Source organism: Herpetosiphon llansteffanensis, assembly GCF_003205875.1.
Taxonomy (GTDB): Bacteria; Chloroflexota; Chloroflexia; order Chloroflexales; family Herpetosiphonaceae; genus Herpetosiphon; species Herpetosiphon llansteffanensis.
Genome location: NZ_PUBZ01000114.1, coordinates 155,872 through 173,657 on the forward strand (window position 1 = coordinate 155,872; position 17,786 = coordinate 173,657).

The 17,786-nt window shown below is 49.3% G+C and carries 16 protein-coding genes; 8 read left to right on the top strand and 8 right to left on the bottom strand.

Going from position 1 to position 17,786, the window contains the following annotated elements:
* The first annotated feature begins 210 nt into the window (after positions 1 to 210).
* Positions 211 to 1,314 carry a serine/threonine protein kinase gene (locus C5S61_RS18155; protein WP_110517191.1) on the top strand — a complete coding sequence of 368 codons (1,104 nt, stop codon included), beginning with the start codon at positions 211 to 213 and terminating at the stop codon, positions 1,312 to 1,314.
* A gap of 150 nt (positions 1,315 to 1,464) precedes the next feature.
* Here C5S61_RS18155 and C5S61_RS18160 read toward each other — a convergent pair whose 3' ends face one another.
* From C5S61_RS18160 to C5S61_RS18175, 4 genes are read right to left on the bottom strand one after another with little or no spacing between them, the layout of a single operon-like run.
* Positions 1,465 to 1,764, bottom strand: a complete 300-nt coding sequence (locus C5S61_RS18160; RefSeq protein ID WP_110517193.1) for a hypothetical protein — start codon at positions 1,762 to 1,764, stop codon at positions 1,465 to 1,467.
* A gap of 45 nt (positions 1,765 to 1,809) precedes the next feature.
* Complete coding sequence (locus C5S61_RS18165) at positions 1,810 to 2,139, bottom strand: hypothetical protein (RefSeq protein ID WP_110517196.1); 330 nt, start codon at positions 2,137 to 2,139, stop codon at positions 1,810 to 1,812.
* A 41-nt stretch (positions 2,140 to 2,180) separates the two neighbouring features.
* Positions 2,181 to 2,471: a WXG100 family type VII secretion target gene (locus C5S61_RS18170; RefSeq protein WP_110517197.1), complete on the bottom strand. Its 291-nt coding sequence runs from the start codon at positions 2,469 to 2,471 to the stop codon at positions 2,181 to 2,183.
* A 30-nt stretch (positions 2,472 to 2,501) separates the two neighbouring features.
* Complete coding sequence (locus tag C5S61_RS18175; RefSeq protein WP_110517199.1) at positions 2,502 to 2,810, bottom strand: WXG100 family type VII secretion target; 309 nt, start codon at positions 2,808 to 2,810, stop codon at positions 2,502 to 2,504.
* Positions 2,811 to 3,982: 1,172 nt separating this feature from the next.
* Between C5S61_RS18175 and C5S61_RS18180 the strand changes: the two genes are divergently transcribed.
* From C5S61_RS18180 to C5S61_RS18210, 7 genes are all read left to right on the top strand, one after another.
* A complete protein-coding gene (locus tag C5S61_RS18180) occupies positions 3,983 to 6,403 on the top strand; it encodes a ribonucleoside-diphosphate reductase subunit alpha (RefSeq protein WP_110517201.1) in 2,421 nt (806 codons plus the stop codon).
* A gap of 14 nt (positions 6,404 to 6,417) precedes the next feature.
* Complete coding sequence (locus C5S61_RS18185) at positions 6,418 to 7,446, top strand: ribonucleotide-diphosphate reductase subunit beta (protein ID WP_110517203.1); 1,029 nt, start codon at positions 6,418 to 6,420, stop codon at positions 7,444 to 7,446.
* 2 nt (positions 7,447 to 7,448) lie between these two features.
* The gene (metE, locus tag C5S61_RS18190; protein ID WP_110517205.1) at positions 7,449 to 9,695 is read left to right on the top strand and encodes a 5-methyltetrahydropteroyltriglutamate--homocysteine S-methyltransferase; all 2,247 of its coding nucleotides are present in this window, start codon (positions 7,449 to 7,451) and stop codon (positions 9,693 to 9,695) included.
* 189 nt (positions 9,696 to 9,884) lie between these two features.
* Positions 9,885 to 10,772 (top strand): TerC family protein, encoded by an 888-nt coding sequence (locus tag C5S61_RS18195; RefSeq protein ID WP_110517207.1) that lies wholly within the window; start codon positions 9,885 to 9,887, stop codon positions 10,770 to 10,772.
* Positions 10,773 to 10,780: 8 nt separating this feature from the next.
* The gene (locus tag C5S61_RS18200; protein ID WP_164689612.1) at positions 10,781 to 11,542 is read left to right on the top strand and encodes a Nif3-like dinuclear metal center hexameric protein; all 762 of its coding nucleotides are present in this window, start codon (positions 10,781 to 10,783) and stop codon (positions 11,540 to 11,542) included.
* A gap of 135 nt (positions 11,543 to 11,677) precedes the next feature.
* Positions 11,678 to 12,244, top strand: a complete 567-nt coding sequence (locus tag C5S61_RS18205) for a zinc ribbon domain-containing protein (RefSeq protein ID WP_110517211.1) — start codon at positions 11,678 to 11,680, stop codon at positions 12,242 to 12,244.
* 77 nt (positions 12,245 to 12,321) lie between these two features.
* A complete protein-coding gene (locus C5S61_RS18210; protein ID WP_110517213.1) occupies positions 12,322 to 13,650 on the top strand; it encodes an aspartate aminotransferase family protein in 1,329 nt (442 codons plus the stop codon).
* Between the two features lie 49 nt (positions 13,651 to 13,699).
* Here C5S61_RS18210 and C5S61_RS18215 read toward each other — a convergent pair whose 3' ends face one another.
* From C5S61_RS18215 to C5S61_RS18230, 4 genes are all read right to left on the bottom strand, one after another.
* Entirely contained in the window at positions 13,700 to 14,977 is a 1,278-nt protein-coding gene (locus C5S61_RS18215; protein ID WP_164689613.1) for a general stress protein, read from the bottom strand.
* Between the two features lie 134 nt (positions 14,978 to 15,111).
* Positions 15,112 to 15,975: a hypothetical protein gene (locus tag C5S61_RS18220; RefSeq protein ID WP_110517217.1), complete on the bottom strand. Its 864-nt coding sequence runs from the start codon at positions 15,973 to 15,975 to the stop codon at positions 15,112 to 15,114.
* A complete protein-coding gene (locus C5S61_RS18225) occupies positions 15,972 to 16,820 on the bottom strand; it encodes an ATP-binding cassette domain-containing protein (RefSeq protein ID WP_164689615.1) in 849 nt (282 codons plus the stop codon). Before C5S61_RS18225 ends, C5S61_RS18220 begins: the two co-directional genes overlap by 4 nt.
* Positions 16,813 to 17,490 carry a hypothetical protein gene (locus C5S61_RS18230; RefSeq protein ID WP_110517221.1) on the bottom strand — a complete coding sequence of 226 codons (678 nt, stop codon included), beginning with the start codon at positions 17,488 to 17,490 and terminating at the stop codon, positions 16,813 to 16,815. Before C5S61_RS18230 ends, C5S61_RS18225 begins: the two co-directional genes overlap by 8 nt.
* Positions 17,491 to 17,786 lie beyond the last annotated feature (296 nt).

The following is a 17,786-nucleotide window of genomic DNA, read 5'->3' on the forward strand; positions in this document are numbered from 1 at the left end:
CGCTAAAAAGTGGCACGAGGAGAGAAATTGCGCATTGCTGGTGTAACGCGTCAACTATACCATACAAACCTCTATTTCGGCTAGTGGTTGACAGCTTTTGAATAAATGAGTAGAGTAGTGCCAACAATCCTCGCCTAGCAATCCAGATTACGGTACGATAGAGCCATAATCTGGTTTCCCATGACTACCCATGGAACGGAGTAAGCGCCCATGAAACAGGTATGTCTGTTATGTGAACGAACATCGTTTGATAATAATTTGTATTGTCAAGAAGTTTATTGTCAAGCTGAAAAATCGCCAACAATTCTCGGATATGGAAAATGGCTGGGCGATATTGAAATCGTGCGGCCTGTTGTTGTACTACGCTCTTCAGTTTTATACGAAGCCAGCCATCAAAAAGAGCGCGTGTTTCTTAAAGTAGCCCACGTTGGCAGCGAAAATACTGAACGCTTGAAACGTGAAGCCGAATTTCTCAAAACTATTCGGGTTTCGAACGAACGCAATACGTTCTTGCCAAATTGGCGGCCACCCTATGCAAATGCCACTGTAAGCGCGCAGACTGAGGCCTACGGGCGGGCGATGCTCGGCGAACACCTTTTTTACTATTACTTGTCAGATTTCTTTGCTGGCGAATCGTTACGCGATGCGCTGACCAAAAATCCGCAAATGTGGGTCAACCATATTGGTTGGTTGGTGATGCGGTTGTCATCATCAATTGCGCTCTTGCAAAGCAAAGGTGTATTGCATTTCGGGATCAACCCTGAATCGCTGTTGGTGCATTTTGAAGATAATCCTTCAGTCCCAACCATTCACTTGCTCGATTTGGGTATTGCGAGCACGCCGCAAAATATCAACAACGATTGGTATTCGTTTATGGTGCCGCCGGCCTACACTGCCCCAGAAATTATGCAACCGCACCTCCAAAAACCAAGCTATGCAACCGATGTGTATGGCCTCGGCTTGATTTTGTATGAAATGCTAGTTGGTGTTCCGGCCTATCCCTTCAAGCTCAAAAGCGATGAAGAGGTCTATCAAGCAGTCTTGAAGAACCATCATGTCAATATGAACCGGACTGCTGACGTGCGGGCAATTGCCGAGCTGGCTGTGCGCATGGTCGATGTTCAAGTGGCGAATCGGCCTCAAAATGCGGCTCAAGTCGTCCAAGAATTGCTTAAGCTGTTTGGCGAAGTTCCAACTGCGAAAAAGAGTCGCTGGCCCAGCCTCAATACCATCCTGATTATTGTGATTAGTTTGTTGACAGTAGCCTTTTTGATTACCTTCTTCGTAACCTTGAACCAGTTGAATATTATTTAGGCTAGATTCGTGGTTGAAGAGCAGGGTTTGCGCCCTGCTCTTTTTTTATGCTTTAATTGTAAGCTCGTGTGTTTTTAGCGCTTAAACTCAAACCGACCATGCAAGTGCATGATCGGTTTGAAATACTGGGTAAAATGACTTGGTATGGAACTAGCCGAAGCGGCCTGAAGCGGTGAAGTCTTGGTTTTGGAAGTTTTTGATGGCGGTATTGACATCTTGAGTGATTTCAACACATTTTTCAGCCATCTTTTCGATTTGTGGACGGAACTGATCGATGTAGTTTGCGATAGCTGCGCCACCAACCAAACCGATGAATGCGGTTGCTTTAAGGGTGGTTGAAAGTACTTCCAAAACCTTAGCAACGGTTTTCAAAACTTGACCAACCGTGTTGATGGTTTTTGCAATTTTTGCAACTTCAGGAACCATCATCTCAATTTTTGCTGCTGCCATGAACTGGCCTCCTTAAGATCTATCTTGAATAATTCAATGTCAAAACTAGTAGAACTTGGCGATGCTGCGCAATTTTGAGTTAACCAAGTTGCGAGCGGTGCTATCAGCGCGGTCGATCAAATCGCGAGCTTTGCCCAAGTTGCTGTGGTAGCTGGTGATGCCAGTCCCGATGCGGGTAACTTGGGGAGTCATCAAGTTGGTCAATTCTTCTTTGAAGGCAGTTGCGCCATCGCCCAACCATACGCTATCGACCATACCAATAATTTGCTTGATTGGAGCCAAAGCTTGTTCTTGAATGACATTGAATTGTTGCATCAATTGTTGCAAAACGCTTTCCAAAACTTTGCGAGCCAAGCGCATCAAGAAACTTTTCATGGATAAACTCCTCAATTAGGTATAAAAAGAGCCAATTACGATTAGAAGGTGCTTTTCGCGCCTGAGTCAGCAGCATCCATTGCGGCCATAGCGTTCTTGATGTCGCCTTGGATTTCGGTCATCTTGGCAGCTAATTTAGCCAATGATGGAGCCATCATGCCGGTCAAAACATCAACGAATTCGCTACCAGCGTCGCCTTTGAGGGCTTCGTCGATGGTGCTCGCAATTGACAAGACTTCTTGGGTGACATCTTGAACTTGTTCGTGCGCTTTGGCAAAGGTTGCCTGGGCTTGTTCCATTGTCGCACGATCATACTTCATTTTATCTGCCATGAGAGGACCTCCTTAATAAAATAGCTAGATTTAGATTTTCCAAGCTTTGAAGATTGCCGCAGCTTCGTCTTCGTGTTGTTGGAAGGTTTGCTTGATTTCGTTGGTGGTCGATTGGAAGGTGTTGAAAGCTTGAATCAAGCGATTGAACGCTGGAGTCATTTCACCTTGCCATTCTTGTTGGAAGGTTGATGCTGCATCCCCAACCCATTTAGCTTGCAAGGTTTGTGACAAGTTGTTGAGGGTTTGGAACAGTTGTTGCACGTTTTGTTCGAGCTTGCCGAAGCGTTGGGCAACTTGTGCCATTACTTCTTTGTCGACTTGTACTGTTTCTGCTGCCATTGAAGAAATCCTCCTTGTGTGTTCGGAGCCAAATTGGCTGCACTGTGGCACACAACCGTAGTGCTTGCTGGTTATATCAATCTGACGAAAGTAGTTAGCCGAAGCTTTCCTTTTGTGTTTGAGTGATATGACGAGCGACCGAGATTGCTAATAGTTGAATTGTCCTTGGCTGCCAAACGTTGTTTGTGTTCCGCAAGTGCTTGCTTCTAACACCACCAGCCCAACACTATCGCTTTTGTATAAAAAGACCAAATAGGGGTTTATCGATTGTTATTGCCACCAAAGCGATAGATTGTTACAAAAACTAGCCTAATTAACTAAATTCGTATCCGTCGAGAAACGAGTTTCTTCAATTAGTGGTTTTTGTGCTTACTGAATGTGCCTGCTTTAACCAAATACATTCTCTCACCCCATGTATTTAGCTATTGCAACGTTGTAATGCTATTTGCTTCACATAAACATCGATTGCCAATTGCGGTTAATTCGTACTCAGAGTGTACAAAACCAAATTGCACTTGTCAAGAGCTTTTTTTGGGGTTTTTCCCACCAATATCGCAATTGGTTAGGAGTCTTGTACTATCCCTTGTCTATTAAGCCTGCTCGGTTGTTAATCAAATCGCCTCAGCGACCCTTGAGAATGGTCTTGGCTCAGGTTTATTCTGTCATTTCAGCTTAATCGGCTTCCTGAGCTACCCTGCTAGCTAGCTAATGGCCTACCCTGAGTACTAGGACTTGCGGAATTAAGCAGCAATTTGCTTGATTATCGGCTACTTTGCACCTTAATTTTTAGCTTGACTAACCAGATTTAGCGCGTTCTAATCGGCCAATTTGTTATTTTTGCCAAAGAGTTGAGCTTGATTGACGGTTGATCTGGCATCTGCTACAGTACTGGCTACAATTTTTTATTCGTCTGAGGCCAAGGTGTCGTAGCTTGGCTGCAATATTGGGGAAAGCCCGGTGAGATTCCGGCACTGTCGCGCAACGGTATGGCTCAATGCTAAGTCCGAATGCCCACTCAGTTCGAAATGATCGAGATGTCCCTTCGCGTCAAAGGGGGTGATCATTGCCGCTTGCAATTGATGCCCATGGGCTGCTGCCTATGGTTTGGTAATGGTTTATGCCTGTTCCGCTAAGGAGCAGGCATTTTTTATTTAGCTCACAAAGGATGCTCTATGAATCTGATCGAGGTTGAGCCACGAGCTGCTAGCGAGCAGGCTACTTGGCTTTTGCACCTGCTTGGTGAGGCTTGCAGTGCTTATCCCCAAACAACCGACGCGAATCAGCTCTGGCAAGCTGCTAATTTGGGCTTTTATCCCAATATGAGCGCCGCCGAACAGCTGCAAGCCTGTATTTTGACCGCCCGCAGCTGGATTGAGCAGGAGCCTGATTATAGTTTTGTGGCCGCCGCCCTCTTGGCCAGCCAACTGCATTGTGAGGTTTTTGGCGAATATTTGTCAGGCTCAGCGGTTGCTACTCGCTATCCAATGGCATTTATCCAGTATATTCAGGCAGGAATTACCCAAGGGTTGCTTGACCCAAAACTTGCTGAATTCGATTTGGCTCGTTTGGCAGCGGCAATTGTGCCTGAACGTGATGCATTATTTGCGTATCCTGGCCTGCAAACGCTCTATGATCGTTATTTTATTCAGTGGGACGGCCTGCGCCGTGAGTTGCCGCAATTCTTTTGGCTGCGGGTGGCGATGGGCTTGGCTTTGAATGAAGCTGATCGCGAAGCCCAAACATTGCGTTTCTACGAGCTACTTTCGCAATTTTACTTCACCTCGGCCACGCCAACCTTATTCAATGCGGCGACGACCCATCCTCAGTTGTCATCGTGCTATCTCTCAACGGTCGGCGATGATCTTGAGGCGATTTTTGGGGCGATCAGCGATAACGCCATGCTTTCGAAGTGGGCTGGTGGTTTGGGTAACGATTGGACTCCTGTGCGGGCGCTTGGCGCGCCAATTCATGGCACCAATGGCGTGAGCCAAGGCGTAATTCCTTTCCTCAAAATTGTCAACGATACTGCGATTGCGGTGAACCAAGGCGGCAAGCGCAAAGGGGCGGTTTGTGCCTATCTCGAAGCATGGCACGCCGATATTGACGATTTTCTTGATTTGCGCAAGCCAACTGGCGACGAGCGCCGCCGCACCCACGATATGCACACGGCCTTGTGGATTCCTGATTTGTTGATGGAACGGGTGTTGAGCAATGGCACGTGGACGTTGTTCTCGCCTGACGAAGTGCCTGATTTGCACGATTTGTATGGCCAGGCGTTTGTGGCGCGCTACGCAGAATACGAAGCCATGGCGGCGCAAGGCTTGCTGCGTTCGGCGCGGCAGGTCGAAGCACTCAGCTTGTGGCGCAAAGTTTTGACCCGTTTGTTTGAAACTGGCCATCCTTGGATTACCTGGAAGGATGCTGCCAATCTGCGTTCGCCGCAAGATCACGTTGGGGTGATTCATAGCAGTAATTTGTGCACTGAAATTTTGCTCAATACGTCGGCTGATGAAATTGCGGTGTGTAATCTTGGCTCAATTAATGTGGCGGCGCATATTCGCAATGGTGTGCTTGACCTCGAAACATTGCGCACAACAGTCACGACAGCAGTACGCATGCTGGATAACGTGATCGATATTAATTTTTATCCGCGCCCGCAAGCTGCCCAGGCGAATGCCCGCCATCGGCCAATTGGCCTTGGGTTGATGGGCTTTCAAGATGCACTTTATGCCTTGAATATCAGCTATGCCAGCCAAGCGGCGGTCGAATTTTCCGACCGTTCGATGGAAGCGATTGCCTATTTTGCGGTTGCGGCTTCGATTGATTTGGCGCGTGAGCGCGGCGCATACCCAAGTTTTCGTGGCTCGAAATGGGATCGCGGGATTTTGCCGATTGATAGTTTGGCCTTATTGGCTGAACAACGCACGACCAAACCGGAGCTTGACCATAGCAGCCACTACGATTGGCAACCGCTGCGCCAAGCCTTGGCTGAGCATGGCATTCGCAATAGCAATTTGCTGGCGATTGCGCCGACCGCCACGATTGCCAATATCGTTGGCACTAGCCAATCGATTGAGCCAACCTATCGCCATTTGTATGTCAAAAGCAATCTTTCGGGCGATTTTACGACCGTCAATCGGGCGTTGGTCGATGCGCTTAAAGCTCGTGGCTTGTGGGATGCAGATTTGCTGGCCGAATTGAAATATTACGATGGGGCAATCAGCCAAATCGAACGGATTCCTGCTGAACTCAAAGCCCAATTTTTGACTGCCTTCGAAATTGCCCCCGAATGGCTGATTGCCTGCGCTGCTCGTCGCCAAAAATGGATTGATATGGGCCAATCGTTGAATTTATATGTGGCCGAAACTAGCGGCAAACGCTTGAATGAGATCTATCTGACGGCGTGGCGCATGGGATTAAAAACCACCTATTACCTTCGCACGCTTGCCGCGACCCAAATTGAAAAATCGACTTTGGACATTAATCGCTTTGGCGTGCAGCCACGCTGGATGCGCAATCGCAGCGAATCGGCCAGCGTGCTAAGCGAGAACCTTTGCCCTATCGACGACCCCAGTTGCGAAGCCTGTGAGTAGCGAGGAATTTGGCAATGACTGAACAATTTGGGCGCTTCAATGCCAGCGATAAACGCTTAATCAATTGTAATCAAGTTGACGTAAATCAATTAATGCCGTTGCGCTATGGCTGGGCTTGGGAACATTATCTGAATGGCTGTGCCAACCACTGGATGCCCAACGAAGTGTCGATGACTGGTGATATTGCTATTTGGCGCTCGAATACATTATCGGCTGATGAACGCTTAATGGTATTGCGTAATTTAGGCTTTTTTGCGACTGCTGAAAGTTTGGTTGGCAATAATATTGTTTTGGCAATCTTTCGGCATATTACCAATGCAGAATGTCGCCAATATTTGTTGCGCCAAGCTTTTGAAGAAGCGATTCATACCCATGCATTTTTGCATATTGTTGAAAGTTTGGGCTTGAATGAGCGTGAAATCTTCAATATGTATCACGAAATTCCGGTCATTAGTCAAAAAGATCAATTTGAGATGCAATTAACTGCGGCGGTGCTTGACCCACAATTTAGCACTGAAACACTCGTGGGAATGCAAACATTTGTTAAAAATCTGATTGGCTATTACGTCATTATGGAAGGAATTTTCTTCTATAGCGGCTTTGCAATGCTACTTTCATTACATCGACGTAATGTATTGACGGGGATTGGCGAACAAATTCAATATATCTTGCGCGATGAAACGATTCATCTGAATTTTGGCGTTGATTTGATTAACGGCATCAAAGCTGAAAATCCAGCAATTTGGACTGATGAATTTCAAGCTGAGATTGTGCAATTAATTCGCCAAGCAGTTGAATTAGAAGCCCAATATGCTGCTGAATGCTTGCCACGTGGTGTAATGGGCTTGCATGCAGCAATGTTCCGCGATTATGTGCAATATATCGCCGACCGCCGCCTACAACGGATTGGTTTGGCGACGCAATACGGCTCACAAAATCCATTTCCGTGGATGAGTGAAACGATCGATTTGACTAAAGAGAAGAACTTTTTTGAGACGCGGGTCACTGAATATCAATCAGCGGCCAGCCTAGAATGGGATTAAGCATGAATTTTCAAACAACGGTTGTGGGTTATCCACGGGTTGGCGTTGGTCGCCCATACAAGCAGGCCTTGGAACGCTTTTGGAGCGGCAAGCTTGATGAAGCAGGCTTTCGCGCTGCTATCAACGACTTGCGCCAAGATCGTTTAGCAATTCAAGCCCAGCGCTTGGATCTGGTGCCCGTTGGCGATTTTAGCTTATATGACCATGTGTTGGATACAGCGCTGATGTTGGGAGCTGTGCCAGCGCGCTTTGGCAAGCTCGATGTCAATAATGTGCAAGGCTATTTTGCCATGGCGCGAGGCCGCGACGGCGTGCCAGCACTCGAAATGACCAAATGGTTTGATACAAATTATCATTATTTAGTGCCGGAAGTGCCCGAACGTTGGGAATTGCAAGCCAATGTGGTGCTTGAGCAAGTACGCGTTGCTCAGAATGCGATTGGTGCAAAAGCGCGGCCTGTCTTGCTTGGCCCTTGGACATTTTTGCGTTTGGCGCGCTTGGCGGGAGCAGAATTAACTAAACATTTGCAACAATTGATCCCAATCTATGTGCAAATTGTGCGCGAATTGAATGCTTGCGATGTGGCCTATATTCAGATTGACGAGCCAGCCTTGGTTGGCGACGTGACTGAGGAAGAGTGGCAAGCCTTTGCCGCTTGCTACCGCGAGTTGGCTAAGCATGGCAAGCTGGTAGTGCAAACCTACTATGGCGATGTTACGCCGTGGTATCGCGAACTCTGCCGCCTGCCAATTCATGGGCTGGGCTTAGATTTGGTCCAAGGCCAAGCCAATTGGGCTGCGATTCAATATCATGGCTTTCCTCAGGACAAAATCTTGGTTGCTGGCGTAGTGAATGGGCGCAACGTTTGGCGCAGTGATTTGGCTGATTTGCACACCAAAATCAGTGGATTAAGCGAATTTGTTGCCCCTGAGCGCTTAATTTTGAGCAGTTCGTGTTCGTTGCTGCACTTGCCCGAAACCGTGACTGCTGAACGCAATTTGCCAGTTGCGGTGAGCAGCGGTTTGGCCTTTGCCCAAGAGCGCTTAGCAGAATTGGAATTGTTGGCGAAGGCCTTGCGCAACGGCGTTGCCAGCGTGCAAGCAAACTGGGATGCAGCGCTGGCTTCGCGTCAACAATGGCTTGATAGCGCCGCACGGGTTGTGCCAGCGGTTCGTGAGCGCAGCGCCGCCTTGGGTGCTGAAACGCCTGCGCGGTTGGTGTATGCTGAACGATTGCCATTGCAACAAGCCAAATTGAACTTGCCAGTCTTGCCAACCACCACGATTGGTTCGTTTCCCCAAACTGCGGCCTTGCGCAAAGCCCGCGCCGAAGCTAAGCGCAATCCGGCTGGCTATGCGGAAACAATTCGGGCTGAAATTGGCCATGTGATTGCGTTGCAAGAACAATGGGAGCTTGATGTGCTGGTGCATGGCGAGCCAGAGCGCAACGATATGGTGCAATTTTTTGCCGAGCATTTGGCGGGCTATATCGCCACTCAAGAAGGCTGGGTGCAAAGCTATGGCAGCCGCTGTGTGCGCCCGCCAGTCATTGCAGGCGATGTTTATCGCACGGCGGCCTTGAGTGTGAGCGAAACTGCCTATGCGCAGTCGCTGACCAAGCGGCCAGTTAAAGGCATGTTGACTGGGCCGGTGACGATGTTGCAATGGAGTTTTGTGCGTGATGATTTGCCTCGCAGCGCCGTTGCGGCCCAAATTGGCTTAGCGTTGCGTGACGAAGTGGCTGATTTGGAGGCAGCAGGCATCAATATTATTCAAATTGACGAGCCAGCCTTTCGTGAAGGCTTGCCATTACGCCGCAACGATTGGCAAAATTACCTTGATTGGGCGGTGCGTGCCTTCCGGATTGCGACCAGCGAGGCCGCTGCTAGCACGCAGATTCACACCCATATGTGCTATAGCGATTTCAACGATATTATTGATGCAATTGCCGCGCTTGATGCAGATGTGATTAGCATTGAAGATGCACGTAGCGCTGGCTCGTTGTTGGCAGGCTTAGAAGGTCGTTATCAACAGCAAATTGGGCCTGGCGTGTACGATATTCACAGCCCAAATATTCCTAGCGTTGAGCAATTGGTGGCGCGGATTCAGCAATTGCTGAAGTATTTGCCCGCAGAACAATTGTGGATTAACCCCGATTGTGGCTTGAAAACCCGTACCTACGCAGAAGTTGAGGCTGCATTGCTGGCGATGCTTGCAGCAACCAAGCAGGTGCGTGCGAGCATTGGCTAATTAATGTTGGATGTTTGATCAATCCGACCTGATCAAACACAACGAAGGTGCTAGTTGTAGCTAGCATCTTCGTGTTTAAGTGTATGTTGGTTAATCAATAATCAACATTCTTTTCACAAGTGCTGGATTGATGTGGCGTATAATTGAACTTAGGTGATCAATTAGCCAGCATGAAAGGACATTTGGATCGTGTGGAAAGACATTTTTGATATTCTGCAGATTGTATTTCTTTTGGTGTTTCTCGAAGGGATTCTTTCGATTGATAACGCCGCTGTTTTAGGCGCAATGGTTGCGCACTTACCGCAAGATCAGCCGATTCCATGGCCCAAGTGGTTGCAATGGATGAAGGGCCATGGCGAACGCTTTTTGGGCATGCAACAAGCTGCCGCTTTGAAAGTCGGTTTGATTGGCGCGTATGTTGGGCGTGGTTTGATGTTGGCGGTGGCCTTTATCATTACCGAAAACCCATGGGTTTTGGCGATTGGCTCTGGCTATTTGGTATGGCTGAGCGTCAACCACTTTGCCCATCTGTATCGTCGCGATCAAGTTGATGAACATGGCTCGATCAAGCAACGGGTGACTGGCTTCTGGCAAACAGTGTTAATTATTGAGCTGATTGACCTTGCGTTTAGCCTTGACAACGTGGTGGTGGCGGTGAGTGCCGACCCCCAAAAACGCTTTTGGGTAATTGGCTTGGGCGTGGCAATTGGGATTTTGGTGATGCGTTTTGCGGCCCAAATCTTTACCAACTTGATTGAGTGGGAGCCAAACCTTGAGCATGCAGCATTTGCCTTGTTGCTCGCGATTGGTGCTGAGTCGGTGATTAAGATTGTGTGGCATGTAGAAACGCCACATTGGCTGAAATTTGCAATCTCGATGACGATTTTGGCTTTGACTGTTGGCCTCTCACGCTTGCCATTCTTGAAGCCACTCAAAAAATTCTTGCGCTTGGGCTTGCCGTTAGCATCGATGATTGATATGGTGGTGGGCTGGCTATTATGGCCAATTCGTTGGCTGTTTGGCTTGTTGCTGGCACCATTTCGCCAACGAGTTGCGGCGCGAATCCAAGGCGAATAGGAGGAAGAATGCAACTAACTGAACTCGTGCGCTATTTGGATGGCTATTTGCAAACCGCCAAATTTCGCGATGCTAGTTTAAATGGCTTGCAAGTTGAAGGGCGCGATGAAGTTAAAACCATCGCGCTTGCTGTTGATGCTTCGTTGCAGGCAATTGAAGCGGCGATTGCTGGCGGTGCCGATTTGTTGCTGACCCATCATGGCCTGTTTTGGGGCAATGCACAGCCGCTGGTTGGCTGGTTCGGTCGCCGGATCAAACGACTAATGGGTGCTGATTGCTCGTTGTATACCTCGCATTTGCCGCTTGATGCTCATGGCGAGGTTGGCAACAATGCTCAGTTGCTCAAGCTTTTGGGTTGGGAAGTGGTGCAGCCATTTGGTGATTATCGCGGCCAAGCGTTGGGTTTTATTGGCCAACTGACCACGCCATTAAGTATTGATGGCCTTGTTGCTCACGTTAAAACCACCTTGGCCATTCCCGAAGCCGAGATCAAAGTTTGGGGTCAAGGTGCGCGGGGCATTCGGCGGGTGGGGGTGATTTCGGGCGATGGCGCAAGCGAATTGGAGCAAGCATTGCGCGATGGCTGCGATGCTTTGCTGACTGGCGAAGTCAATTATGCGGCAGTATTTCCGTCGATTGAGGCCGATATACCCTTGATTTGTGCTGGCCATTATCATACCGAAACCTTGGGCGTGAAGGCGCTGGGAGCGCATTTGGAGCAAACATTTCGGGTCAAAACCTTTTTTGTTGATGTGCCAACCGGCGTATAACCCAGCTGCAACTTGTGAGCGTTGTGCAGCGTTAAACCAACCCATGGCCTAAGCCTTGCGGAAGGTAGCATTTGGCGAGTATTTCCGCTAGAATAAGGTATAGCTATGGTTTCCAAGCTATTGTAGGAGGAATATATGGGATTTCTCGACAATCTTAAAGGCACGCTTTCTCAAGGTGTAGACCGCGCCAAGTTCGAGGCCGACAAATTACAACGGACTAGCCGCGTTCGGGGCGATATTGGCGATATGCAACAGCAAATTGCCACCAACTATGGTTTGTTGGGTCAACGAGCTTATGAATTGCATCAACAAGGGGTCTTGACGGCACCTGAAGTTACCAGTTTGGTCAATCTGATCAACGATTTGCAGGCACGCTTATCTGCCGCCCAAGCTGAATTGGATCGGGCGCAGAATGAGCAATTTGTGGCTGTGCAAACCCCGCCGCCACCAGCCTACCCCCAACCATATGCCTCATCGGTTCCACCCCAACAAGCTCCATACGCACCGCCAGTTGAGGCCCAAAATTATGTGCCCCCAACCAACTATGCGCCAAATGAGGCTCCAGCAGCACCATTCGCCCCGCCAGCAGCCGACGCAACTGCTGATAGCGGCTCGATTCCGATTGAGCGCTCATGCCCAAGTTGTGGCTTTAAAGTTACTGGGCAAGGTGTTTTTTGCCCTGAATGTGGCGCGCGTTTGTAAGACCTGAAGCTTGCTACAATACCCATGGTTGCATTAGCAGCCATGGGTTTTTTTATGCTGTAGATTAGGAATACCTCATGTTACCAAAGATTGTGAGTGCTGTACCTGGGCCACGTAGCCAAGCACTCTTAGCTCAATTGGCTGCCAGCGAAGCACCAAGCTTAACCTTGCCCGGCGGCATTGTTTGGGCCGAGGCCGAAGGCGCGTTAGTTACCGATGTTGATGGCAATCGCTACTTGGATTTGGCGGCGGCCTTTGGTGTGGTTGGCATTGGCCATCGCCATCCAGCGGTTTTAGCAGCTATCCAAGCCCAAAGCCAACGTTTGATTCACGGCATGGGCGATGTTTTTGCCCATGAAGCGCGAATTGAATTGGTGCAACTGATTAAGCAGCATGCGCCAATTGCTGATGGGCGGGTTTTTCTGGCTGGTGGCGGGGCTGAAAGTATCGAAATTGCCTTGAAAACGGCGATGCTGGCAACCCAAAAGCCTGGGGTTTTGGCCTTCACTGGGGGCTATCATGGCTTGACCTATGGCTCATTGGCGGCAACGAATCGGGCTGATTTTCGTCAACCGTTCTTGCCCCAATTGTCGAGCCATATTCAACGTGCGCCATATCCCTATCCATTTCGTTGGCGTGGCACAGGCGATTGCCTTGATTGGGCTTTGGCAACCACCGAGCAGGCAATTAAAAACAGCACTAGCCCACTAGGGGCATTAATTGTTGAGCCAGTGCAAGGCCGCGAGGGCGAAATTGTGCCGCCTGATGGCTGGCTGCGTGGCTTGCGCCAATTATGCGATCAGTATGAAATATTGTTGATTGCCGATGAGATTTTTACTGGTTGGGGGCGCACCGGTATGTGGTGGGGGGTGAATCACGATGGCATCGAGCCAGATTTGATTTGTATGGGCAAGGGTATGACTGGTGGTTTGCAAATCGCTGCGTGTGTTGGCCGCGCTGCGCATATGGCCCATTGGCAAGTTAATGGCGAGCCATTGCATACTGGTACGTTTATGGGTCATCCCTTGGCATGTGCTGGGGCTGCGGCAGCAATTCGAGTATTAACTGAACATAATACATTAGATCAGGTTAATCAATTAAGCGTGCAACTCTTGCGTGGTTTGGGTATGATTGCTGAAAACTGTGCGTTGGTGGGAGATGTGCGTGGGCGCGGCTTGATGCTTGGGCTTGAGCTTGTGCAAGCCGACGGTGTTACGCCGAATCCGAGTGCGGTGATGCAGGTAACAAGTTTATGCCAAGCGCAAGGGGTTTTGGTGCTTGGTGGCGGCATGCATGGCAATGTGTTGAGCCTTACGCCACCGTTTATGCTCAATCAAGCACAAGTGGCATATGCCTTGGATGTGTTGCAACAGGCTTTGACAACCGTTGCTGAACACCAAAAATAGCAGCGGAGCAAGTATGCTCCGCTGCCCAAGCACCTGGAGGAATTGGGCTTTAGCCCCGGCGACCTACATCGCCATCGCGGTCGATATCAGTATCAAGTTTGCGTTCGACACTGTTACCAGTATCACGTAACTTGTCACCGACAGCGCTGGCGGTGCCTCGATATTGTGCTTGATTATCAGGGCTGAATGCACCTGTTTCTTTATCAGCTTGTTCGCCAACGGTATCGCCTACAGCGCCAACGGCTGCACCAGCAACACCACCGACAACGCCACCAACAACTGCGCCAACTGGACCACCAACTGAGCCGATTGCTGCACCTGTTACGGCACCAGCAGCACCACCGCCAGCAGTCCCGATTTTGCTGCTATCGTCATAGGCTTTGTCGGCAGCACGGAAGGTGTCGTCACCTTGATCATCAGTGGTGACATCGCGAACGCTATTTTCAATCCGATTGCCAATTGGCGTATTGTTGGTCGTGCTGTAATCGCGATTGGCAATTGATTCGCGGGTTGCATCAACTTCGTTCATGCGGTCGTAGGTTGCGTTGCTTGAATAAGCATTGGTGGTGTCATAAGCGCCAGCAGTGCGATTGGTGTAATCGCTATCAAGCGTAGTGTCATCCAATTTTTCGCCTGCGGTATCACCAGCTGCGCCAACTGCGCCGCCAACGACTGCCCCAGTTACGCCACCGATAACCGCGCCAACTGGGCCACCAGCTGCGCCAATGCTTGCGCCAGTTATGGCCCCAGCAGCGCCACCACCAACAGTCCCAATTTTGCTGCTATCAGCGTAGGCTTGTTCGTTGCTTTGGTCGTAGGCAACATCATCATCGCTATCCCATTGGAAGCGCTCGGCCCCAGCCCGACGCAATGTGCTGCGGACTTGAGCTGCTTGGCTATCATCAGCATGAACGGTTACCAGGGTGTTACCAGCTTTAACCCGTTCTTCATACACATATGCTTGGTCTTCTGGCACGCTCGCTGCATTGATCAATGCGCCAGCAATCCCACCGGTCGCAGCACCAGCGACAGCGCCAGTCAGTGCGGCAACCAAGGCCCCAGCACCAACTAATGGCCCAATCCCTGGAATTGCCAATGCGGCCAAACCAACTAAGCCACCCCAGACTGCGCCAACAGTTAAGCCTTCGCCGGCAGTCATATGATCGTCACTCGCAGGAGTCAGGTTGCCATCGGCATCAACAGTGCGGCTGCTATCGCGGGCAACAACTGAGATCGCATCGTTTGTGATACCCAGTGCGTGCAAATCGCGAACAGCGGCTTGAGCTTGTGCGTCTGAATTGAATACACCTACAATTGTGGTTGTCATACGATAAACTCCTTTGTTACCTAACTGATATTTACAATCAGTACTCCGATTTCCTGATTCTCTATAAAGCAAAAAGCGTGCCACGTTCATTCGTAGCACGCTCCCGATTATTGCAAACTTGCTGCTGAGGTCATTTATGCATCATTAAACAGGCGGTTTAGCTGGCGCTGACGTAACCATGCGGCGAGCATCATTAATAAAATTGCCGCCAATCCAAGGGCGATCCGGGTTTGGAAGAGGCTTGGGGCTATGGCAGTGGTCAATGGGCCGCCATAGGGCGTGCCATCCATACGATAGGCATACGCTCCCCACAGTGCTGGCCGAACGATTAACTGCCCAATAAATTCGTAGTTACTTTGAACAGTTTGGCTAATGTCGCCGCAGCAATGGGTTTGAGCAATTCCCAAGGTTGTGCCCGATGGCGAGATCAAGGCTAGCCCAATCCGATTGGCTGCATCAGCCAGCGCCACCACTCCAAGCGTAATTAAGCGCCAAATGCTACTTTGCAACCATGTGGCAATTAAATCGCTGATCGCAACCCACAGCGCAATTCCTGGTAATGGCCCAAACCAAAAAACCAGCCAAACCGTTCGTTGATCTAAGGCCGGAGGAAACGCATTCGTCGGCGATTCTGAGAAGGCGATGTCGGCAACCCGCGTTTGTAAAAAGAGCGATCCAAGCACGCCAACTAGCACAACTGGTAGCAACACAGTTGCCAAACGCGCTAAGCCATCAAAAATCAGATACTTGAGTTGTGGGCGAGCGACATTAATGGGATCATAGGCGCGATTATCAGTATGCCAACTGGGCATTGTTGTCGCGATACCAAAAAGCAGCACGGTTGTGATCAGCGACCAATATTGCAGCACTGCATAATAGGTCATGCTTTGGCCAAGCCAACTGCCACCCCGCCGATAAACCCAGCTCAAAAACCCAATAATGACGATAACGACCAAAAATAACCAATTAAGATTACGTTTTAAATGGTAGCGGATCATGCGATTCGCTCCTGATCAGTGAGGCGTAAATATTGATCTTCTAAGCTAGTTGCAACCAAGGTTGCGCCGCGCGGAACGGGCAAGCCAACCCCGCGCATGCGCACGCTACCGGCAATTTCGCGCCGTACATTGGTAATGGTGTAGCCTTGGCCATAGATTGGGAGATTGGCCTCGATTTGCCAGGTTGGTTCGGCTGCGGTTGTCGTTAGTGTCTGCGGGTGACCATCAAAGACCAACCTGCCCTGATCAATAATCAGAATCCGATGGGCAATTGCTTCAATATCGCTAACAATATGGGTTGAAAAAAGCACGAGCCGATCATGGGTTGCTGCGGCCAAATATTCGTGAAAGCGCACGCGCTCCCAAGGATCAAGTCCTTGAGTTGGTTCATCAAGCAGAATAATTGGGGTTTCGCAGGCCAAAATATAAGCTAAACCCATGCGTTGGCGCATGCCGCCGCTATAGCTGCCAAGCGTTTTATGCGCGACCGAACCAAGTCCTAGTTTTTCGAGCCACTCATCTCCAGCTTTCGGCGGATTGCCGCGCAAGCGCAACAGATAATGAATATAATCGCGGGCGCTTAGTTTCGCGGGGTAGACCATATCTTGGGGTAAATAGGCTGTAGCTTGACGTAATGCCTTTGGATTTTCAATGCTTGGTTGATCAAGATACAAGATCTCGCCTGCGCTTGGCTGTTGCAAGGTGGCTAAAATGCGCAACAGCGTCGATTTACCAGCTCCATTGCGTCCAAGTAAGCCAATAATTCCTTGTTCTGCCTTAAACGCAATCTGCTCGAGAGCTATTTTTTGCTGATAGCGATGGCTCAGCTGTGCGATATTAAGCATCGAAACCTCGATCTGCATGAATCCATGCCAAGCTGCGAACATCATTGGGGAGCCAACGCGCAGCACCGATTAAGCCGCCACTAATGGCGAGTATCACACCATGATGCAGCAATAGTTGGCTGGTTAATGAATCTTCGCGCTGCCAGCCTAGCGGGGTTGGGGTCAGCGACCATGCTAGATTCGTGTTGATAATAATTGGTAGCATCATACTCAACAGCATAATGCTCAGGGTCATCCATGCAATAACGTTGGCGCGCGCACCAGTCCAAACATGCAACGCCCAAGCCCAAGCCATCCCATAGCAGCTGGTTACGAGGGTAGTACTGGCAAGTTTGGCAAATGCTACGTTAAAGCTGAGGCTGATCAGCAAAACACTGAGGGTAATTCCAAGCAACATAAACAAGCCATACATTCCCCAGCGTTCAAGCCATAAACTACGGGGATCGCGCAGGCCTAAAACCGCCAACCGCGGATCTGGCTCGGTTTGAGCGATTCCATAGCCAAAAACAAGGCTAACCAAACATGGAATAAGCCAATTGCTAATCCGATAGGCTCCAATAAGCGGCGAACTTGGACTGGTTACCGCAATAATGCCCTCCCACGTCCAGAGCAGCAACAGTGGAATGCCGATTAGTAACAAAAACCACGCTTTTTTGCGAAAATAGTTCATTAGCTATCTCCGTGCCTTTTATCAATACCTAAGCTGCTACTCATTATCTAGATACGATTAAAGAGTAGCTATTCTGAAACCTAAATAATCTCTCATAACGATCAACGTGTATATAGTGATTAAACTGGTTTGTAAATATGGATAGGCATATTAATTGGGTAGAATTTTGTAAGCAACCCAAAGCAAGACATAACCGTCTCTAATTAAGCATGTTTATTTGAATTGAGCAATGGTTGGAAGGAGGGAAGAATGGTGAGGTTGCTCTCTTTTCTTGCCAACGAATGTACCAAAATTGT